Source organism: Bradyrhizobium sp. SZCCHNGR1005 (genome assembly GCF_032489995.1).
Classification (GTDB): Bacteria; Pseudomonadota; Alphaproteobacteria; order Rhizobiales; family Xanthobacteraceae; genus Bradyrhizobium.
Window position 1 is genome coordinate 586,099 of sequence record NZ_JAUEZC010000003.1, and the last position, 17,521, is coordinate 603,619.

Consider the following 17,521-nt stretch of genomic DNA (forward strand, 5'->3'; position numbering starts at 1 on the left):
CGAGATTACAGCAACTAATACACCAAGCTGTTCCCGTGTTGCGCTGGGTCAATCGCCTGACAAATCTTCATGCAAATCAGAGAGGAACATGGACAGTCATCCATGAAGATGAATGGAGCCGCCGGTGGTCAACGACCTGAAGCAGACTGAGCACCAGTTCTGGCGGCTGTCGCCGGCACAGGCCGGCGACATGCTCGGTTGCGGCCTCGATGGCCTCAGCAGCGCCGAAGCCGGCGAGCGGCTGGAACGTTACGGTCCGAACAGCGACGCGCCGCCCCACGCCGTGGGCCCCTTGCGCGCCGTGCTGCGCCGCCTGCTCGAACCGCTCTCACTCATCCTGCTCGTCGCCGGGGTGATCTCGATGTTGACCGGCGACGGTATCGGCGGAACCATCATCGTGCTGATCCTGGTCCTTTCGATCGGACTCGACACGGTGCAGGAAGGGCACGCCGTCAGAGCCGCCGAGATGCTCCGCCGCTCCGTCGCATTGAAGGCGGAGGCCAAGCGCGATGGCGTGTTCCGCGAAATCGAGGTCGACGCCGTCGTGCCCGGCGACGTCTTGCGCATCCGCGCCGGAGATATCGTGCCGGCTGACGCGCTCATCCTCGAGAGCATCGCCTTCACGGCCGGTGAAGCAGCGCTGACCGGAGAACCCTATCCCGTCACCAAGCGTCCGGGTGTTCCAAGCGATCCGGACGAGAGATCGAATGTCGTATTCCGCGGATCGGTGGCACAGACCGGTGAAGCGATCGCGATTGCTGTCATGACCGGGCCGAACACGGTGTTCGGCGCCGCAGCCTCGGCGCTGGCCGAAGCCCATGGCCGGACTCCGTTCGAGCGCGACCTGCATGAATTCGGCCTGGTCACGGCGCGCCTCACGCTCGCGCTCGCCTTCATCGTGCTGTCGATCCGTGTCGTGGCCGGCCGGCCGGTGCTGGACTCTCTCTTGTTTGCTGTCGCACTCGCGGTGGGGCTGACGCCGGAACTGCTGCCGATGATCACGACCGTGACGCTGTCGCGCGGTGCGCTGCGCATGGCCGGTCGCAAGGTCATCGTGAAGCGGCTCGCGTCCATTCACGATCTCGGTGCAATGTCGATGCTGTGCACCGACAAGACGGGAACGCTGACCTCGGCGGAGATCACCCTGGCACGCAGCGTCGCGCCCGATGGCAGCGACAGCAAGCGCCCGGCCGAACTCGGCGCGATCGCTGCGGCGCTTGGCGGCGACCGTGGCTCGCTCGATGCTGCGCTGGTGGCCGGAGCCGGTCATGCCGCCGAGGGCTGGAGCCTCGGCGGTCGCCAGGCTTTCGACTTCTCCCGCAGGCTGGGATCGGCACTCGCGGTCAGCTCGCTGGAACGGGTGCTGATCGTCAAGGGGGCGCCCGAAGCCGTGCTCGAACTCTGCACGACGCAACGACATGGGACAAACACGGACAGCATGGACAAGGCCGGCCGCGCGGCTGCACTCGCGCAGGTTCATGCGCTGGCCCAGGAGGGATTGCGGACCGTTGCCATTGCCTCCCGCCCCTGGCCCGGCGCGCCCCGCGAGATAGAGACTGAGGACGAACTGGACCTCGTCTTCGAGGGTCTCTGTGCCTTCGCCGATCCACCCAAGCCGACCGCAGCGGCGGCGATCACGCGGCTTGCACATGCAGGCATCGGGCTGAAGATCCTGTCGGGCGACGATCCCGTGGTGGTCAAGCGGCTCGCCGGGCTGGTGGGGCTGAAAGCCGAGCGCGTGCTATCGGGCAGCGACATTGCCGAACTCAGCGACGAGGCACTCGCCGTTCAAGTCCACTCCGCCGATGCCTTCGGCCGGCTCGCGCCCGACCAGAAGTCGCGTATCGTCAAGGCGCTGCAGGCCTCCGGCGAGGTGGTCGGCTTTCTCGGCGACGGCATCAATGATGCTCCGGCTCTGAAGGCCGCCGATATCGGATTATCAGTTGATTCCGCGACGGGCGTCGCGCAGGCAGCGGCCGACATGATCCTGCTCGCCTCCGATCTCGAAGTGGTCGCCGACGGCGTGGAGGAAGGACGACGCACCTTCGCCAACATCCTGAAATACATCCGGATGGGCGCAAGCTCCAATTTCGGCAACATGCTGTCGATGGCCCTGGCTTCGGTCGTGTTGCCGTTCCTGCCGATGCTGCCCACTCAGATCCTGCTCAACAACCTGCTCTACGACTTATCTGAGCTTGGCATTCCCTTCGACTGCGTCAGCCCGCGGGCGACAGCGCGGCCGCAGCTCTGGAGCATGAGGCGTCTGGTCCGCTTTGCGGCGATCATGGGTCCCCTGTCGTCGGTGTTCGATATCCTGACCTTCGCGGCGCTGATCTACCTGTTCAAGGCTTCGCCGGACGAATTCCGCACTGCCTGGTTCATCGAATCCATGGCGACGCAGATTCTCGTCATCTTCATCATCCGGACCAACGGGCCGCCCTGGAGCGATCGTCCCGACCCCGCGCTGACGGCCTCCTCGCTGATCGCGCTTCTGGTCGCAATGATCATTCCGTTCACGCCGGTCGGGACATGGTTCGGCTTCGTCCCGTTGCCAGCAGCGCTGCTTGGCACCATCGCGCTGCTGGTTGTCCTCTATCTCGTCTGTGCCGAGCGCCTGAAGTCACTCGCGGTGCGCCCGATGGTGCGACACGTGAGCCGAAGATACAGGCGACACCGACACGAAGCGGGCGCGTGAGGAAGCGGGCATGTGGCAAGGCATCACGGTTACAGAGATTCGGTTTGCTGCGGGCTCGATCCGTCGCGCCCCGTCGAAGCAGGCGGGCGCCCGCTGCATAGTTGCGATGCATCTGCCCCCTTGATAGGCACTCGCAATTGATGTCTTTGGATTGAGCCGAGGCAAATGCCGGCTCGATCGCAGTCGGGCTCGAACGTCGCGGCGCATCGAACCGGGCCTTAGACCTGATCATGTCCGCCGCAGACCCCGCCGCGCCTGCTTCACCTGCGCGCGCCTGGATCGCCAACCAGCCCTATCTGCTGCTCAGCATCACCGCGCTGTGCTGGGCGGGCAATGCCATCGTCGGCCGGCTTGCGGCCGGTCACATTCCACCGGTGACCCTGTCGTTCCTGCGCTGGTCACTGGCCTTCCTGATCATTCTGCCGTTCACCTGGAAGCAGCTGCGGCAGGATTGGCCCGCGATCCGCTCCCGGCTCGGTCTCATGATCACGCTGTCGATCGCCGGTATCGGTGCCTTCAACACGCTGCAATACTGGTCGCTCGAATACACCCAGGCGCTCAACATCCTGCTTCTGCAGTCCGCAGGTCCGCTGATCGTGGCGGTGTGGTCGATCCTGCTGCTGCGCGTCCATCTCACCGTCGCGCAAGGCCTCGGCATCCTGCTCTCCATGGCGGGTGTGCTCACCATCCTGACACGTGGCGATCTCACGGCACTTACGCAGATCAGCTTCAATCGGGGCGACCTGATCTTCCTGGTCGCGATGGCGATCTTCGGCTTCTATTCCGTGCTCTCGCTGAAACGGCCGCCGATCCACGGCCTGTCGTTCGTCACCTTCACCTTTGGCTGCGGCGCCGCCAGCCTGATCCCGTTGTTGGCTTGGGAGCTCTATGCCCGCCCCGTGATGGCATTCGACGCCAAGAATCTGCTGTCACTGCTTTACGTGGCCATTTTCCCCTCGACGATCGCCTATCTCTGCTTCAACCGAGGCGTGCTCCTGATCGGCGCCAACAGGGCAGCGCCGTTCTTCCACGTCGTGCCGGTATTCGGCTCGATCATGGCCATCGCGTTCCTCGGCGAACGGCCGCAGGCGTTCCATTTTCTCGGCTTTGCTCTCGTACTCGCGGGCGTGTTCGTCGCCTCGCGCAAGCAGGCGAGCTGACCCCGACCTGAGGCAAATCGACCCGGGACGGGGTTTTCCGGTCCCCATAGATGCTGTCGCACAGCCGCGCTATGCTGAGCGTGGCGGTCTCGTCCACCCGACGGCGGGCTCGCGATCTTTCGGGGTAACCGAGATGACGACCGTTCCGGAACTGGTAGCCGACGCGCTGGGCAAATTCCTGGCCAACTATATGCGCCGCCGATTTGGGTCGCAGCAGGCTGAACTGGTCGAGATGGTGCCCTCGATCGCCCGGATCGCCATCGAATGCATCGGCAACAGCGATGCGCTGTATCACAATGTCGAGCACACGATGCTGGTGACCTTGGCCGGCCACGAGATCCTGCGCGGCCGGGCACTGCACAGCCACATGCCGGCGGAAGACTACGCCCACATCATCATCGCCTGTCTGACCCATGATATCGGCTATGTGCGCGGCCTGTTCATGGCCGACGACGAGGACGGCTACGTGGTCGACGACTCCGGCCGTAAGATCACCTTGCCGCGCGGCTCCTCCGATGCGGCGCTGATGGCCTATCACGTCGATCGCTCCAAGATGTTCGTGAGGGAGCGGATGGAAGGGATTGCGGCGCTCGACAAGGGGCGGATCGCCGCGGCCATCGAGGGCACGCGATTTCCCTGCAGCCTCCCGGACGGCACCGAATCCAGCGACGACGACGCGGCGATCCTGCGCGCGGCCGACCTGATCGGCCAACTCGGCGATCCCAACTATATCCGCAAGGCCAATGCGCTTTATTACGAATTCGAGGAGACCGGTATGAACCGCCAGCTCGGCTATTCCTCGCCCGCCGACCTCGTCAATCTCTATCCTCAGTTCTATTGGAACAGCGTCGCGCCACACGTGCAGACCGCGATCCGCTATCTCAACGTCACTTCGGTCGGACGGCAATGGATCGCCAACCTCTACAGCAACGTCTTCCGCGCCGAGCGCGAGATCTCGCTGTCCGGTCCGCAGACTTGAGCCGATCGCGTCGCGAGCGCAAGCGCATCGCCGACCAAGCTTGCCGCCCGATGCATGGCACCAATACGCCAGCCCTGCTTGCCGCCGGAGACGATTAGGCCCAACTTGCCGTTGCCCTGCACATCTGCATTTTTTCCTTGCTGACAAAACCCGCATCTCCGTTGCGCTGGCTCAACAACCAGCCCTATCTGTTGCTCGCTCTCGCCTCGCTGTTCTGGGCCGGCAACATCGTGTTGGCGCGCTATGTCGCGGGCCATGTGCCACCTTTGACGCTATCCTGCATCCGCTGGATCGGCACGTTCCTGATGCTCTGGCCGTTTGCCCGCCCCCATGTGAAGCGGGACTGGCCTGTGATGCGGGCGCATTGGCCATTGCTGCTGCTGTTCGCGCTGACGGGATTCGCGCTCAACAACGCGTTGTCCTATTGGGCGATGCAGTATACGCAGGCGCTGAACGGGCTGCTGATCCAGTCGTCCACCCCGCTGTTCGTCGCCCTGTGGTCGCTCGCGCTGTTCGGCGTCCGCCTCACCGCGCCGCAATTGACGGGCATCGCGGTCTCGTTAGCCGGCGTCCTGGTGATCCTGTTGCGCGGCGACCTTGCTGCTCTGGCCAACATTCAGTTCAATCGCGGCGACCTGATGTTCGCTGGCGCGCTCTTCACGTTCGGGCTCTATTCGGCGCTGATGTCACGACGGCCGACCATGCATCAGCTGTCCCTGATCTCGTTCTGCACCGCAGCCGGAGCCTTGCTGCTGCTGCCGCTCGCGGCGTGGGAATATTCATCCGGTGCCGTGCTCAAGCCCGATCTGCTGTCGCTGTCAACATTGGCTTATGTGATCGTCTTTGCATCGACGCTCGCCTATCTGTTCTTCAATCGCGGCATCAGCCTGATCGGTCCGAACCGCGCCGCGCCGTTCCTGCATCTGGTCCCGGTGTTCGGTTCGGCGCTCGCGATCCTGTTGCTCGGCGAGCAGCCGCAGCTATTCCATCTGATCGGCTATGCGCTGGTGCTCGCCGGCGTGATCACCGCGTCCCGCTCGGGTAGCGCAAAAAAATAGGGCAGCCGCGGCCGCCCTACCTGTTCTTCCTGATAAGAGCGAATTCAGGCCGCCCGGACCTTGGCGAGGAAGCCGTCGACCGCCTGGCGCAGCAGGCCGGATTGGTTGTCGAGCTCGCGGGCATTGGTCAGCACATCCGAAGCCGCGGCCCCGGTGGCCGCAGCGGCCTGGGTCACGCCGCCGATATGGGCACTGATCTCGTTGGAGCCCGCGGCCACCGACTGGATGTTGCGCGCGATCTCGCGCGTCGCATCCCCCTGCTGCGCGATCGAGGTCGAGATCGAGCCGGTGATCTCGCTCATCTGCGCGATGGTCTGGGTGATGCCGTTGATCGCCGCGACCGCGTCGTTGGTAGAGGTCTGCATCGCCGCGACCTGCGCCGAGATCTCTTCGGTCGCCTTGGCGGTCTGATTGGCCAGCGCCTTGACCTCGGAGGCAACGACCGCGAAGCCCTTGCCCGCCTCGCCGGCGCGAGCGGCCTCGATGGTCGCATTGAGCGCCAATAGGTTGGTCTGCGCCGCGATGCTGTTGATCAGGCCGACCACCTCCCCGATCTTCTCGGCGCCGGTCGAGAGCACCTTCACGGTCGCATTGGTGCGCTCGGCGTCGCTGACCGCCTGGCTTGCGATCTCGCTGGAGCGCGTCACCTGGCGGGAGATCTCGGCGACCGAGCCCGACAGCTCTTCGGCGGCGGCGGCCACCGTGCCGACATTGCTGGTGGCGCTTTGCGACGCGGCACTCACCGTCGAGGCACGCACGCTGGCATCGCTTGCGGTCGCCGTCATCGACTGCGCCGTGCTTTGCATGCCCTGGGCAGCCGCTGCGACCGAGCGCACGATGCCATTGACGCTGCGCTCGAACTCGGCCGCCAGATTCTCCATCGCGGCCCGACGCTCCCCGGCCGCACGCTCCTGGGTCGCCGCCTCCGCCTGCTCAAGCTCGCGCATGCGCAGCGCATTGTCCTTGAATATCTGCACGGTGGCGGCCATCACGCCGACCTCGTCGCCGCGGCCGACACCGGGGATCTCGCCGTCGAGCCTGCCATCGGCGATCTCCTGCATCCGCCTGCCGAGCAGGTTCAGGGGAACGCTGATGCTCCGGCCGATCATCCAGGCGATGCCGCCTGCAATTGCGACGATGCCGAGGATCGCAAGGCCCATCATCCATTTCAGCGGCCCCATGCGCGCCTCGATGTCGTCGATATAGACGCCGGTCCCGACATACATGTTGAAGAAGGGAATCGCGGCCGCATACGCCACCTTGGGAATCGGCTGGGTGGTGCCCGGCTTCATATAGTCGAAATACATCAGATGCTCGCCCTTGGCCGCGACATTGTCGCGCCATTCGCGTGCGATGAAACGGCCATTGGTCGACGTGTTCAACCGGTTGACGCCGATCTGCTTCGGATCAGGCACCAGGATCTGCACGCCATCCATGTCAGCACCGAACAGGTAGCCGTCGCCATTGTCGTAGCGGATCGAGTTGCCCCGCCTGCCGAACTCGGCAAGCGCCGCCTCCTTGGTCATCCGGCCCGCCTCGACCTCCTTTTGCAGGCCCGCGGCCATGCTGCGGGCGACGTCGATCACGGCATGGATCTGCTCGATCTTGGCGTTCAGCATCTCCCGCTGCATCAGATAGCCGGCAAGGGTGCCCGCGATGCAAAGGCCAATCAGCGCCACGCCCACCACGATGGCGAGCTTGGGGGCGATCTTCATATTGTTCAGCTTCACGGGGCACTCCACGGCAGGGACGAACCGAATTGGCATGACAACCGGTCACGCCTGCCGTGAAGGTAAATGGAAACCCTTTAGCGCCCGGTTACGACCGGCGACTTTCCGCCATGCCCGCCACGAATGCGCCCCTGACGCCAATGACGGGCGCAGGATGCGCTCGCCATGGCCGCAGACCTCGATCAGGCCGCGCGCACCTTGGCCAGGAAGCCGTCGACGGCCTGGCGCAGCAGGCCGGACTGGTTCTCGAGTTCGCGGGCATTGGCCAGCACCTCGGAAGCCGCCGTGCCCGTCGCCACCGCGGCCTGGGTCACGCCGCCGATATGGGCGCTGATCTCGTTCGAGCCCGCCGCGACCGACTGGATGTTGCGGGCGATCTCGCGCGTCGCATCACCCTGCTGCGCGATGGAGGTCGAGATCGAGCTGGTGATCTCGCTCATCTGCGCGATGGTCTGACCGATGCCACTGATCGCGGCAACTGCATCGCCGGTGGAGGTCTGCATCGCCGCGACCTGCGCGGAGATCTCTTCGGTCGCCTTGGCGGTCTGGTTGGCCAGCGCCTTGACCTCGGAGGCGACGACCGCAAAGCCCTTGCCCGCCTCTCCGGCGCGGGCGGCCTCGATGGTCGCATTGAGCGCCAGCAGATTGGTTTGCGCAGCGATACTGTTGATGAGGCCGATCACCTCGCCGATCTTCTCGGCCCCGGTCGAAAGCACCTGCACGGTCGCGTTGGTGCGCTCCGCGTCGCTCACCGCCTTGCTTGCGATCTCGCTGGAGCGCGTCACCTGGCGGGAGATTTCGGCAACGGAGCTCGACAGCTCCTCGGCCGCCGCCGCCACGGTGCCCACGTTGTCGGTCGCGCCCTGCGTGGCGGTGCTGACGGTGGAAGCCCGTGCCGTGGCGTCGCTCGCGGTCGCCGTCATCGACTGCGCAGTGCTCTGCATGCCCTGGGCCGCCGCAGCGACCGAGCGCACGATGCCATTGACGCTGCGCTCGAACTCGGCCGCCAGGTTCTCCATCGCGGTGCGGCGCTCCGCAGCCGCACGCTCCTGGCTGGCGACCTCCCCGCGCTCGAGCTCGCGCATGCGCAGCGCATTGTCCTTGAAGATCTGGACCGTCGCAGCCATCGCCCCGACCTCGTCGCCGCGCCCGACGCCGGGGATCTCCGCATCGAGCCTGCCGTCGGCGAGCTCGCGCATGCGGCTGCTCAGCTGATTGAGCGGGCCAGAGATGCTGCGCCCGATCATCCAGGCAATGCCGCCGGCGATCACGGCAATGCCGAGGGTCGACAGGCCCAGCAGCCATTTCAGCGGCCGCAGCTTGGCATCGATGTCGTCGATGTAGCTGCCGGTGCCGAGATACATGTTGAAGCCGGGCACTGCGACCGCGTAGCTGATCTTGCGGTTCAGCGTCTCCTGACCGGGCCGGGCGAATTCGTAGGTCAGAAGGATTTCACCTTTGGCCTTCACGCCGTCCATCAGCTCTTGGGACAGCTTGCGGCCGCCGGTCAACACGTCCATCCGGTTGGTGCCGACCTGCTTGGGATCGGGCGCCAGCACCGTGATGCCCTCATAATTGGTGCCGAACAGATAGCCGTTGCCGTTGTCATACGTCATGGAATTGGCGCGGCGGCTGAATTCGGCCAGTGCGGCCTCCTTGCTCATCTTGCCGGCCTCGACATCCTTCCAGATGGCCGCCGCCAGGTTGCGCGCGGTCTCGACGATCGCCTTGGCTTGGTCGATCCGCGCGTTCAGCATCTCACGCTCCATCAGCTGGCTCGCGAGCGTACCGGCCGCACCGAGCCCCAACAGCGCAACGCCGACGACGATGGCAAGCTTGGGCCCGATCTTGATGTTGTTCAGCAGCACGGCAGCTCCTCCGAGGGATTTTACGAACGTTCGAGGCAATTCCTCTCAAGCTAGCTGCGGTTTCTTAGTACTTGCTGTACGCGGAAGTCGGTAGAATTGCGGAGGACGCGCGTGATCTACGCACGCTCTGATACGGCCAGCCTGCAGATACGATTCTAGATCGTTGAGGGCGCGGAACTGTCGATGCAGCGCTCCACGGCAGCCAAATTTACCGTCGCCTCGTGGCGCGCGCAGACCGGCCTGGTACAGATCATTCTGCCTCAAGAACTCATCGAGTCCTTCCGGACCGCGCATCGCGCGGAGCCGTTGGCTCGCCTCAGCGACGCCGTCACGCCGACAGCTTCTGCTCCGCCAGAGGCCGCAGCGGCGGAAACTCGTCCGCGGTCAGCGTCTCCTTGGTGATCAAAAGCGCGACGCCGCGCTCGAGGTCTTGGCGGTGGCCTTCGAGAAGACTGCGCGCCCGCGCATCGCCCTCGGCGATGAGATCGCGAACCGCGAGATCGATCTCCCGACCCGTGGCCTCCGCGGCTGAGACCACCTGGTCCTGCGCCTGCAGGAAAGACATCTGAGGCCGTGGCGCGTAGGTTCGCTGGCCGACGGTCTTGTCCATCCCGTATTTCGTGACCATTTCGATCGCAATTTCGGTCGCGCGCTGCAGATCGTCGGCGGCGCCGGTGGAGACATCGCCGTCGAAGATCAGCTGCTCCGAAGCGCGGCCGCCCATCAGCACCGCAATGCGATTCTTCAATTCGCTGACCGATAGCAGGAAGCGATCCTCGGTGGGTCGCTGCATCGTGTAGCCGAGCGCGCCGACGCCGCGCGGAATGATCGAGACCTTCTGCACCGGATCGACACCGGCCAGATTGGCCGCGACCAGCGCATGTCCCATCTCATGATAGGCAACGCGGCGACGCTCAGCAGGGCTGAGGACTCGGCTCTTCTTTTCGATGCCGGCGACGATGCGCTCGATCGCGACCGTGAAATCGTCGAACGTGACTTCGTGACCCTTGCGGCGGGTCGCGGCGATCGCGGCCTCGTTGATCAGGTTGGCAAGGTCGGCTCCAGTGAAGCCAGCCGTGAGGCCCGCCACTTTGTCGAGATCCACGTTGGCGGCCATCTGGATCTTGCGGACGTGCACCTTGAGAATTGCGAGCCGTCCACTTTTGTCGGGACGATCGACCAGCACCTGGCGATCGAAGCGACCGGCGCGCAACAGCGCCGGATCGAGGATTTCCGGCCGGTTGGTCGCGGCAAGCAGGATGACCCCCGAGCTCGGATCGAAGCCGTCGAGTTCGGCGAGCAGCTGATTCAGCGTCTGCTCCTTCTCGTCATAGCCGCCGAACGAGCCACCGGCGCTGCGGCTGCGGCCGAGCGCATCGAGCTCGTCGATGAAGATGATACAAGGTGCGGCCTTCCGCGCCTGCTCGAACAGGTCGCGCACGCGCGCCGCACCCACGCCAACAAACATCTCGACGAATTCGGAGCCGGAGATCGAGAAGAATGCAACGCCGGCTTCGCCCGCGACGGCGCGCGCGAGCAAGGTCTTGCCGGTGCCGGGCGGACCGACCAGCAGAATGCCCTTCGGCACATGCGCACCCAGGCGCCCGTAAGCCTTCGGATCCTTCAGGAACTGCACCACCTCCTGCAATTCGAACTTTGCCTCTTCGACCCCGGCGACATCGGCGAAGGTGACCTTGGTGTCGGTTTCGACATAGACCTTGGCCCGCGACTTGCCGATCGACATCAATCCGCCGAAGCCTTGGCGGTCCATCACCCGACGGCCGAGGAACACCCAGATCAGATAGAACATCAGCCCCGGGACCACCCAGGACAGCAGCGTCTGGATGAAACCGCCGGGCGGCACGCCGGTCACGGTGACGCCTTTGGCGGCGAGCTTGGCGGCAAGCTGCGGGTCCACCCGCGCCGTGATGAAGCCGGTCTTGCCGTCCGGCTGCTTGTCCTTGAACTTGCCCTGGATCGTGTCCTGGGCGACCGCGACCTCGGAGATCTTGCCCTGGTCGATCAGTTGTTCGAATTGACTGTAGGGGATGGTCTCGACCGTATTATAGGTGGTCAGCAGCCATTGCAGCAGCAGCATGCCGAAGCCGGCCAGCAGGATATAGCCGATGGCAATGGCCTGCTTGCGGGTGGACGGATCGGATTCCATGTGAGGCGCCTTTCGTCGGGTCGGGCATGCTGGTCATAACGCCGGAACGGCATCGCCTTTCCAAATCGACCACTTAACAAACGGCAGGTTCTCGGGCTTGTCCTGGATCAAGCCGCGCCGCACCCGCCATGGTTTGATGATCGACGAAGTCCAGCCGGTCGAGGACCCGGACGTGCCCTATGCCGAGATCGACGATCTTCCGCCATCGGTGCGAATGCACTTGCCCGTGCATGCGCAGGAGATCTATCGCGCAGCCTTCAACAATGCATGGACGCAATATGCCGCACGCGGGCCGCTTCAGCGCGAACGCATCGCCCACCGCGTCGCCTGGGCCGCGGTGAAGCACAAATACGAGAAGGTCGGCGACGCGTGGCTTTCGCGGGACTGAAGCAAAATTCTACAGCGCGGCATTTGACCACGAACCTCCCCTCCTGAGCCACAGGAGGGGAAAGTCTGCACGGCAACAACGTAAGACCGGCTGGGGCGCACCCCAGCTCAGAACGCCAGCGCCTTGGCCTGCTTGACCTGGGGCAGCGCCTGGATCTGCGCGAGCAGATTCGCAGGTACCGCGCCGTCCACCTCGACCAGCGCGATCGCATCGCCGCCGGCCGCGACGCGCCCCAGATGGAAGGTCGCGATGTTGATCTTGGCGTCGCCCAACAAGCTTGCGAAGCGGCCGATGAACCCCGGCTTGTCCTCGTTGGTGACGTAGATCATCGACTTGCCGAACTCGGCATCGACGCGGATGCCCTTGATGTCGACCAGCCGCGGCTTGCCGTCGGCATAGACCGTACCGGAGACCGCGCGCTCCTGATGCTCGGTGGTGACGGTCACCGTGATCAGGCTCTCATAGTCGCTCTCGCCGGCACGCAGGATCTCGTCGACGACCATGCCGCGTTCCTTGGCGATGACAGGCGCGGACACGACATTGACCTCGCCCAGCATCGGCCGCAGCAGGCCGGCCAGCACCGCCGAAGTCAGCGCCTTGGTCTTCATCTCCGCGACCTGCCCCTCATAGGTGATCTGGATCTTGGCGATGCTGCTCTCGGTGAGCTGGCCCGCGAACGAGCCGAGCTTTTCGGCGAGCGCGATGAACGGCTTCAGCTTCGGCGCTTCTTCGGCCGTGATGGAGGGGAAATTGATCGCGTTCGAGATCGCGCCGGTCAGCAGGTAGTCCGACATCTGCTCGGCGACCTGCAGTGCGACATTCTCCTGCGCCTCGGTCGTGGAGGCGCCGAGATGCGGCGTGCAGATCACATTGGCGTGGCCGAACAGCGGATTGCTGGTCGCCGGCTCCTCGGCGAACACGTCGAGCGCCGCACCGGCGACATGTTTGGAATTGAGCGCCTCGAGCAGCGCCGCCTCGTCGACCAGCCCGCCGCGGGCGCAATTGATGATGCGCACGCCCTTCTTCATCTTGGCGATCGCCGCGGCATCGATGATGTTCTTCGTCTTCTCGGTGAGAGGCGTGTGCAGGGTGATGAAGTCGGCGCGCTTCAACAGTTCGTCAAGCTCGACCTTCTCGACGCCGAGATCGCGCGCGCGCTCCTCGGTCAGGAACGGATCGAAGCCGATCACCTTCATATGCAAGCCCTGGGCGCGGTTGCAGACGATCGAGCCGATGTTGCCGCAACCGATCACGCCGAGCACCTTGCCGGTGATCTCGACGCCCATGAAGCGGTTCTTCTCCCACTTCCCGGCCTGGGTCGAGGCGTCGGCCTGCGGAATCTCGCGGGCCAGCGACAGCATCATGGTGATCGCATGTTCGGCGGTCGTGATCGAATTGCCGAATGGCGTGTTCATCACGATGATGCCCTTGGCGGTGGCCGCAGGAATCTCGACATTGTCGACGCCGATGCCGGCACGGCCGATCACCTTCAGCCGCTTCGCGCGCTCGATAATCTTGGCGGTGGCCTTGGTAGCCGAGCGGATCGCAAGGCCGTCATAGTCGCCGATGATGTCGGCGAGCTTGTCCTTGTCCTTGCCGAGATTGGGCTGGAAGTCGACCTCGATGCCGCGGTCCTTGAAGATCTGGACGGCAGCGGGAGAGAGTGCGTCGGAAATGAGAACCTTGGGTTTGGACATGGGGTCTATCCTGCAAAGCGGAATTGGCATGGCAGTCCAAGCCCTCTCTCCTTGTGAGAGAGGGACAACGTCGGCGAAAGTCTTGTAGGGTGGGCAAAGCGAAGCGTGCCCACCATCTTCGCTGTTTATGAATCCGTCATCGCGAGGAGCTCTTGCGACGAAGCAATCCAGACTTTTTGCTTGTCCCTGGATTGCTTCGCTGCGCTCGCAATGACGAGAAGAGCGAGCTTAAGCCGCCTTGGGCAGCGCCGCCTTGGTTTCGGCAAAGGCCCAGTCGATCCACCGCGTCAGGATCTCGACGTCCTTCGCTTCCACCGTGGCGCCGCACCAGATGCGCAGGCCGGCCGGCGCGTCGCGGTAATGCGCGAAGTCGAAGCCGGCATTCTCCTTCTCGACCAGCGCCACCAGCTTCTTCGCAAACTCGGCCTGGGCATCGGCCGAGAGCGAGGTGACGGCGGGATCGATCACCTTCAGGCACACCGAGGTGTTGGAGCGGATCGCCGGATCCTTGGCGAGGAAATCGATCCAGGGAGTTCGCGCTTTCCAGTCCGCCAACGCCTTGGTGTTGGCGTCAGCGCGCGCAATCAGCGCCTTCAGGCCGCCGATCGACTTGCCCCAGTTCAGCGCGTCCAGATAGTCCTCGACGCAGAGCATCGACGGCGTGTTGATGGTCTCGCCCTCGAAGATGCCGGCATTGAGTTTGCCACCCTTGGTCAGACGGAAGATCTTCGGCAGCGGCCAGGCCGGCTTGTAGGTCTCGAGCCGCTCCACCGCGCGAGGGGACAGGATCAGCATGCCGTGCGCGGCCTCGCCGCCGAGCGCCTTCTGCCAGGAGAAGGTCACGACGTCGAGCTTCGGCCAGTCGAGCGCCTGCGCGAAGGCGGCGGAGGTCGCGTCGCAAATGGTAAGGCCCGCGCGGTCAGCGCTGATCCAGTCGGCGTTCGGGACGCGCACACCGGAGGTGGTGCCGTTCCAGGTGAAGACGATGTCGCTCGCCGGATCGACCTTGGAGAGATCCGGGATCTCGCCGTAAGCGGCGTGCAGCTTGGTGACGTCCTTGAGCTTCAGCTCCTTGACGATGTCGCTGACCCAACCTTCGCCGAACGATTCCCAGGCGATCGTAGTCACCGGACGCGCTCCGAGCAGCGACCACAACGCCATCTCGACTGCACCGGTGTCGGACGCCGGCACGATGCCGATCTTGTAGTCGGCCGGAACTTCCAGCACTTCGCGCGTCAACTCGATGGCCTGCTTGAGCTTGGCCTTGCCGATCTTGGCGCGATGGGAGCGTCCGAGCGCTGCGTCTTTGAGGTTTTCGGGGGTCCAGCCGGGGCGCTTGGCACAGGGGCCGGACGAAAAATGCGGCACGACAGGCCGCTGAGCGGGCTTCGCTGCAGTCATGATCTACCCTTCCAGATAGTAAGCCTCCCGTTGGGGGGAGGTGTCCCGCCGTCGTGATTAAGGGAAACGCGACGCAGCGTCAAGGAAGTTCGCGCGGCGCGGAGACAGCATCACGCAGTCGTGGTCGCTCACCTCTATTCGGGCGCGGCGCCAATCGGCGCCTGCCCCGCTGGCGGACGATGTAGGAACGTCATCGATGCATAGGCGCCGATCCACGACCCGATCGCGGCGAAGCCGACATAGACCCAGTTCTCCGTGTAGCTGATCACTGCGAAGGACGAGAGCACGTACCAGACCGAGCTCCAGGTCGCGGCGGAGCCGCGCTTACGCGCCACCACTGCCGTCGTGAACATCACGTAGACCGCGTCGGTGGCCGCGGTCGCGAGCACGACACCGAGGGCCGTAAGCGGATTGATTGCAGACATCGCACCTGCTCCCATCATTCTGTTGCCGTGCCGCACAAACCGACTTCATTGTCTCGCTAATGACAATCATGCAGAATGCGACACGCGGCCAATGCGCAGCACGCGCCAACAACAAGGATACAGCGATGGAACGCGTCCGTCTCGGGAGGAGCGATCTCGAACTGACCAAGCTCGGTCTTGGCACCGCCCCGCTCGGCGGCCTCTTTGCGCCGGTGAGCGAGGAAGATGCCGAAGCGACCATCGCCCGCGCGTGGTCCCTCGGTGTGCGCTATTTCGACACCGCGCCACTCTACGGCTTCGGACTTGCCGAGCAGCGGCTCGGCCGATTTCTGCGCGCGCAGCCCCGCGACACTTACGTGATCTCGACCAAGGTCGGGCGTCTCCTCCGTGCCGGCGCCGCGGCGGCAGAGGACGATCACTACAAGGGCACACCGCGCCTGCGGCCGCAATTCGATTTCAGCTATGACGGCGTGATGCGCTCCGTCGAGGAGAGCCTCGCGCGTCTCGGCCTCGACCGCATCGACATTCTGCTGGTGCACGACCCGGACGATCACTTTGGCGATGCCGTTAACGGCGCGTTCCGCGCGCTGCAGCGGCTGCGCGAGGACGGCTCGGTGGGCGCGATCGGCGCGGGCATGAACCAATCTGAGATGCTGGCACGCTTTGCGGAGAGCGTGCCTGTCGACTGCTTCCTGCTGGCCGGCCGCTACACCTTGCTCGACCAAGGCGCGCTGACAGCCCTGCTTCCGATCTGCCTCGCCCAGAACATCGGCATTGTTCTCGGCGGCATCTACAATAGCGGCATCCTCGCCGATCCCCATGGCGCGGCGAAGTTCAACTACGAGGATGCCGATGCCGCGCTGGTGGCGCGGGCACAAGAACTCGATGCGCTCTGCAAGCAGCATGGCACCGAACTCAAGGCCGCTTCCATCCAATTCTGCGTCGCGCATCCGGCGGTGACGGTGGCACTGCAGGGCGCCCGCTCAGCCGATGAAGCCGCCGAGAACGTCGCGATGGCGAACGCTCCGGTGCCGGCGTCTTTCTGGCAGGAGCTCCGCGCTCGCAATCTTGTCGACCCGCGAGCCCCACTGCCGGGAGATATGCGATGACGATCGATGCCCATCAGCATTTCTGGGATCCTGGAAGGGCCGACTATCCCTGGATGCAGGGAGACGCGATGGCGCCGATCCGCCGCCCTTTTGGGCCGACCGATCTGGCGCCACTGCTCGATGCTGACGGCATCGATGCCAGCATTCTCGTGCAGACCCGATCATCGGTTGCCGAAACCGAGGAATTTCTTGGCATCGCAGACGTCACGCCGTTCGTCGCCGGAGTGGTCGGCTGGGTCGATCTGACCAATCCTGCCGTGGGTGCCACGATCGATCGGCTGCGGACACTTCGCGGCGGCCGCAAGCTGATCGGCATTCGTCACCAGGTGCACGACGAACCGGATGCGAACTGGCTCTGCCGTGCCGATGTCCAGCGTGGCATCGAAGCTGTGATCAGGCGCGATCTGGCTTATGATTTTCTGGTCCGTACCCGCGAGCTGCCGGCCGCGACCGCGACGGCGCGCGCCTTTCCGCAAGGCCGCTTCGTGCTCGACCACTGCGCCAAGCCGCCGATTGCGGCCGGCTTCGATCAGATTTGGGCGGGCCGGTTCGCCGAACTCGCCGCGTGCACGAACGTCTGGTGCAAGGTCTCGGGACTTGCGACGGAAGCCATGTGGGACGATTGGGACGCCGAACGGCTGTCCTCGTATGTCGCGCACGCCGCGCGCTGTTTCGGCGAGGATCGCCTGATCTTCGGCTCGGACTGGCCGGTGTGCCTGCTTGCCGGCGACTATGGCACGATCAAGCGTGCGCTGGAGCGCTGCCTGGCGAGGCTCGGCCCTTCGTTCCGAGACAAGGCGTTCGGCTCAAATGCAAAGGCTGCCTACCGCCTTTCCTTGTAGCT

At 64.6% G+C, this 17,521-nt stretch carries 13 protein-coding genes; 7 read left to right on the forward strand and 6 right to left on the reverse strand.

The annotated features are described in order from the left end of the window. Nucleotides 1-124 precede the first annotated feature (124 nt). The 4 genes from mgtA to QXZ85_RS15200 all read left to right on the forward strand — a co-directional run bounded on the left by mgtA (nt 125) and on the right by QXZ85_RS15200 (nt 5,892). Nucleotides 125-2,695, forward strand: coding sequence for a magnesium-translocating P-type ATPase (gene mgtA / locus QXZ85_RS15185; protein WP_315704847.1), 2,571 nt, complete (start codon nt 125-127; stop codon nt 2,693-2,695). Between the two features lie 230 nt (nt 2,696-2,925). Further along, complete coding sequence (locus QXZ85_RS15190; RefSeq protein ID WP_315704848.1) at nt 2,926-3,855, forward strand: DMT family transporter; 930 nt, start codon at nt 2,926-2,928, stop codon at nt 3,853-3,855. Between the two features lie 133 nt (nt 3,856-3,988). After that, entirely contained in the window at nt 3,989-4,834 is an 846-nt protein-coding gene (locus QXZ85_RS15195) for a metal-dependent phosphohydrolase (protein ID WP_315744086.1), read from the forward strand. Between the two features lie 137 nt (nt 4,835-4,971). Then, complete coding sequence (locus QXZ85_RS15200) at nt 4,972-5,892, forward strand: DMT family transporter (RefSeq protein WP_315704850.1); 921 nt, start codon at nt 4,972-4,974, stop codon at nt 5,890-5,892. Nucleotides 5,893-5,936: 44 nt separating this feature from the next. Here QXZ85_RS15200 and QXZ85_RS15205 read toward each other — a convergent pair whose 3' ends face one another. From QXZ85_RS15205 to ftsH, 3 genes are all read right to left on the reverse strand, one after another. After that, on the reverse strand, nt 5,937-7,622 hold the full coding sequence (locus QXZ85_RS15205) for a methyl-accepting chemotaxis protein (protein ID WP_315704851.1): 1,686 nt from the start codon (nt 7,620-7,622) through the stop codon (nt 5,937-5,939). A gap of 182 nt (nt 7,623-7,804) precedes the next feature. Beyond that, nucleotides 7,805-9,490: a methyl-accepting chemotaxis protein gene (locus QXZ85_RS15210; RefSeq protein ID WP_315744085.1), complete on the reverse strand. Its 1,686-nt coding sequence runs from the start codon at nt 9,488-9,490 to the stop codon at nt 7,805-7,807. 328 nt (nt 9,491-9,818) lie between these two features. Next, complete coding sequence (gene ftsH, locus QXZ85_RS15215) at nt 9,819-11,657, reverse strand: ATP-dependent zinc metalloprotease FtsH (protein ID WP_315744084.1); 1,839 nt, start codon at nt 11,655-11,657, stop codon at nt 9,819-9,821. 97 nt (nt 11,658-11,754) lie between these two features. On the opposite strand from ftsH, the gene QXZ85_RS15220 reads away from it, so the two are divergent. Continuing rightward, the gene (locus QXZ85_RS15220) at nt 11,755-12,045 is read left to right on the forward strand and encodes a ChaB family protein (RefSeq protein WP_409977585.1); all 291 of its coding nucleotides are present in this window, start codon (nt 11,755-11,757) and stop codon (nt 12,043-12,045) included. A gap of 107 nt (nt 12,046-12,152) precedes the next feature. On the opposite strand, the gene serA is transcribed toward QXZ85_RS15220, so the two are convergent. The 3 genes from serA to QXZ85_RS15235 form a co-directional block, all read right to left on the reverse strand. Beyond that, the gene (serA, locus tag QXZ85_RS15225; RefSeq protein ID WP_315704854.1) at nt 12,153-13,742 is read right to left on the reverse strand and encodes a phosphoglycerate dehydrogenase; all 1,590 of its coding nucleotides are present in this window, start codon (nt 13,740-13,742) and stop codon (nt 12,153-12,155) included. Nucleotides 13,743-13,970: 228 nt separating this feature from the next. Next, nucleotides 13,971-15,143, reverse strand: a complete 1,173-nt coding sequence (locus QXZ85_RS15230; RefSeq protein ID WP_315704855.1) for a phosphoserine transaminase — start codon at nt 15,141-15,143, stop codon at nt 13,971-13,973. A gap of 134 nt (nt 15,144-15,277) precedes the next feature. Then, complete coding sequence (locus QXZ85_RS15235; protein ID WP_315704856.1) at nt 15,278-15,568, reverse strand: hypothetical protein; 291 nt, start codon at nt 15,566-15,568, stop codon at nt 15,278-15,280. Nucleotides 15,569-15,693: 125 nt separating this feature from the next. Here QXZ85_RS15235 and QXZ85_RS15240 point away from each other — a divergent pair, with 125 nt between their 5' ends. Next, entirely contained in the window at nt 15,694-16,677 is a 984-nt protein-coding gene (locus tag QXZ85_RS15240; RefSeq protein ID WP_315704857.1) for an aldo/keto reductase, read from the forward strand. Then, on the forward strand, nt 16,674-17,519 hold the full coding sequence (locus QXZ85_RS15245; RefSeq protein ID WP_315704858.1) for an amidohydrolase family protein: 846 nt from the start codon (nt 16,674-16,676) through the stop codon (nt 17,517-17,519). Before QXZ85_RS15240 ends, QXZ85_RS15245 begins: the two co-directional genes overlap by 4 nt. The last annotated feature ends 2 nt before the right edge of the window (nt 17,520-17,521 follow it).

Bases quoted from the DNA above. Each gene is read 5' to 3' on its own strand.
- QXZ85_RS15190 (WP_315704848.1), top strand. From the start codon at position 2,926: ATGTCCGCCGCAGACCCCGCCGCGCCTGCTTCACCTGCGCGCGCCTGG.
- QXZ85_RS15195 (WP_315744086.1), top strand. From the start codon at position 3,989: ATGACGACCGTTCCGGAACTGGTAGCCGACGCGCTGGGCAAATTCCTG.
- ftsH (WP_315744084.1), bottom strand. From the start codon at position 11,657: ATGGAATCCGATCCGTCCACCCGCAAGCAGGCCATTGCCATCGGCTAT.
- serA (WP_315704854.1), bottom strand. From the start codon at position 13,742: ATGTCCAAACCCAAGGTTCTCATTTCCGACGCACTCTCTCCCGCTGCC.
- QXZ85_RS15230 (WP_315704855.1), bottom strand. From the start codon at position 15,143: ATGACTGCAGCGAAGCCCGCTCAGCGGCCTGTCGTGCCGCATTTTTCG.
- QXZ85_RS15235 (WP_315704856.1), bottom strand. From the start codon at position 15,568: ATGTCTGCAATCAATCCGCTTACGGCCCTCGGTGTCGTGCTCGCGACC.
- QXZ85_RS15240 (WP_315704857.1), top strand. From the start codon at position 15,694: ATGGAACGCGTCCGTCTCGGGAGGAGCGATCTCGAACTGACCAAGCTC.
- QXZ85_RS15245 (WP_315704858.1), top strand. From the start codon at position 16,674: ATGACGATCGATGCCCATCAGCATTTCTGGGATCCTGGAAGGGCCGAC.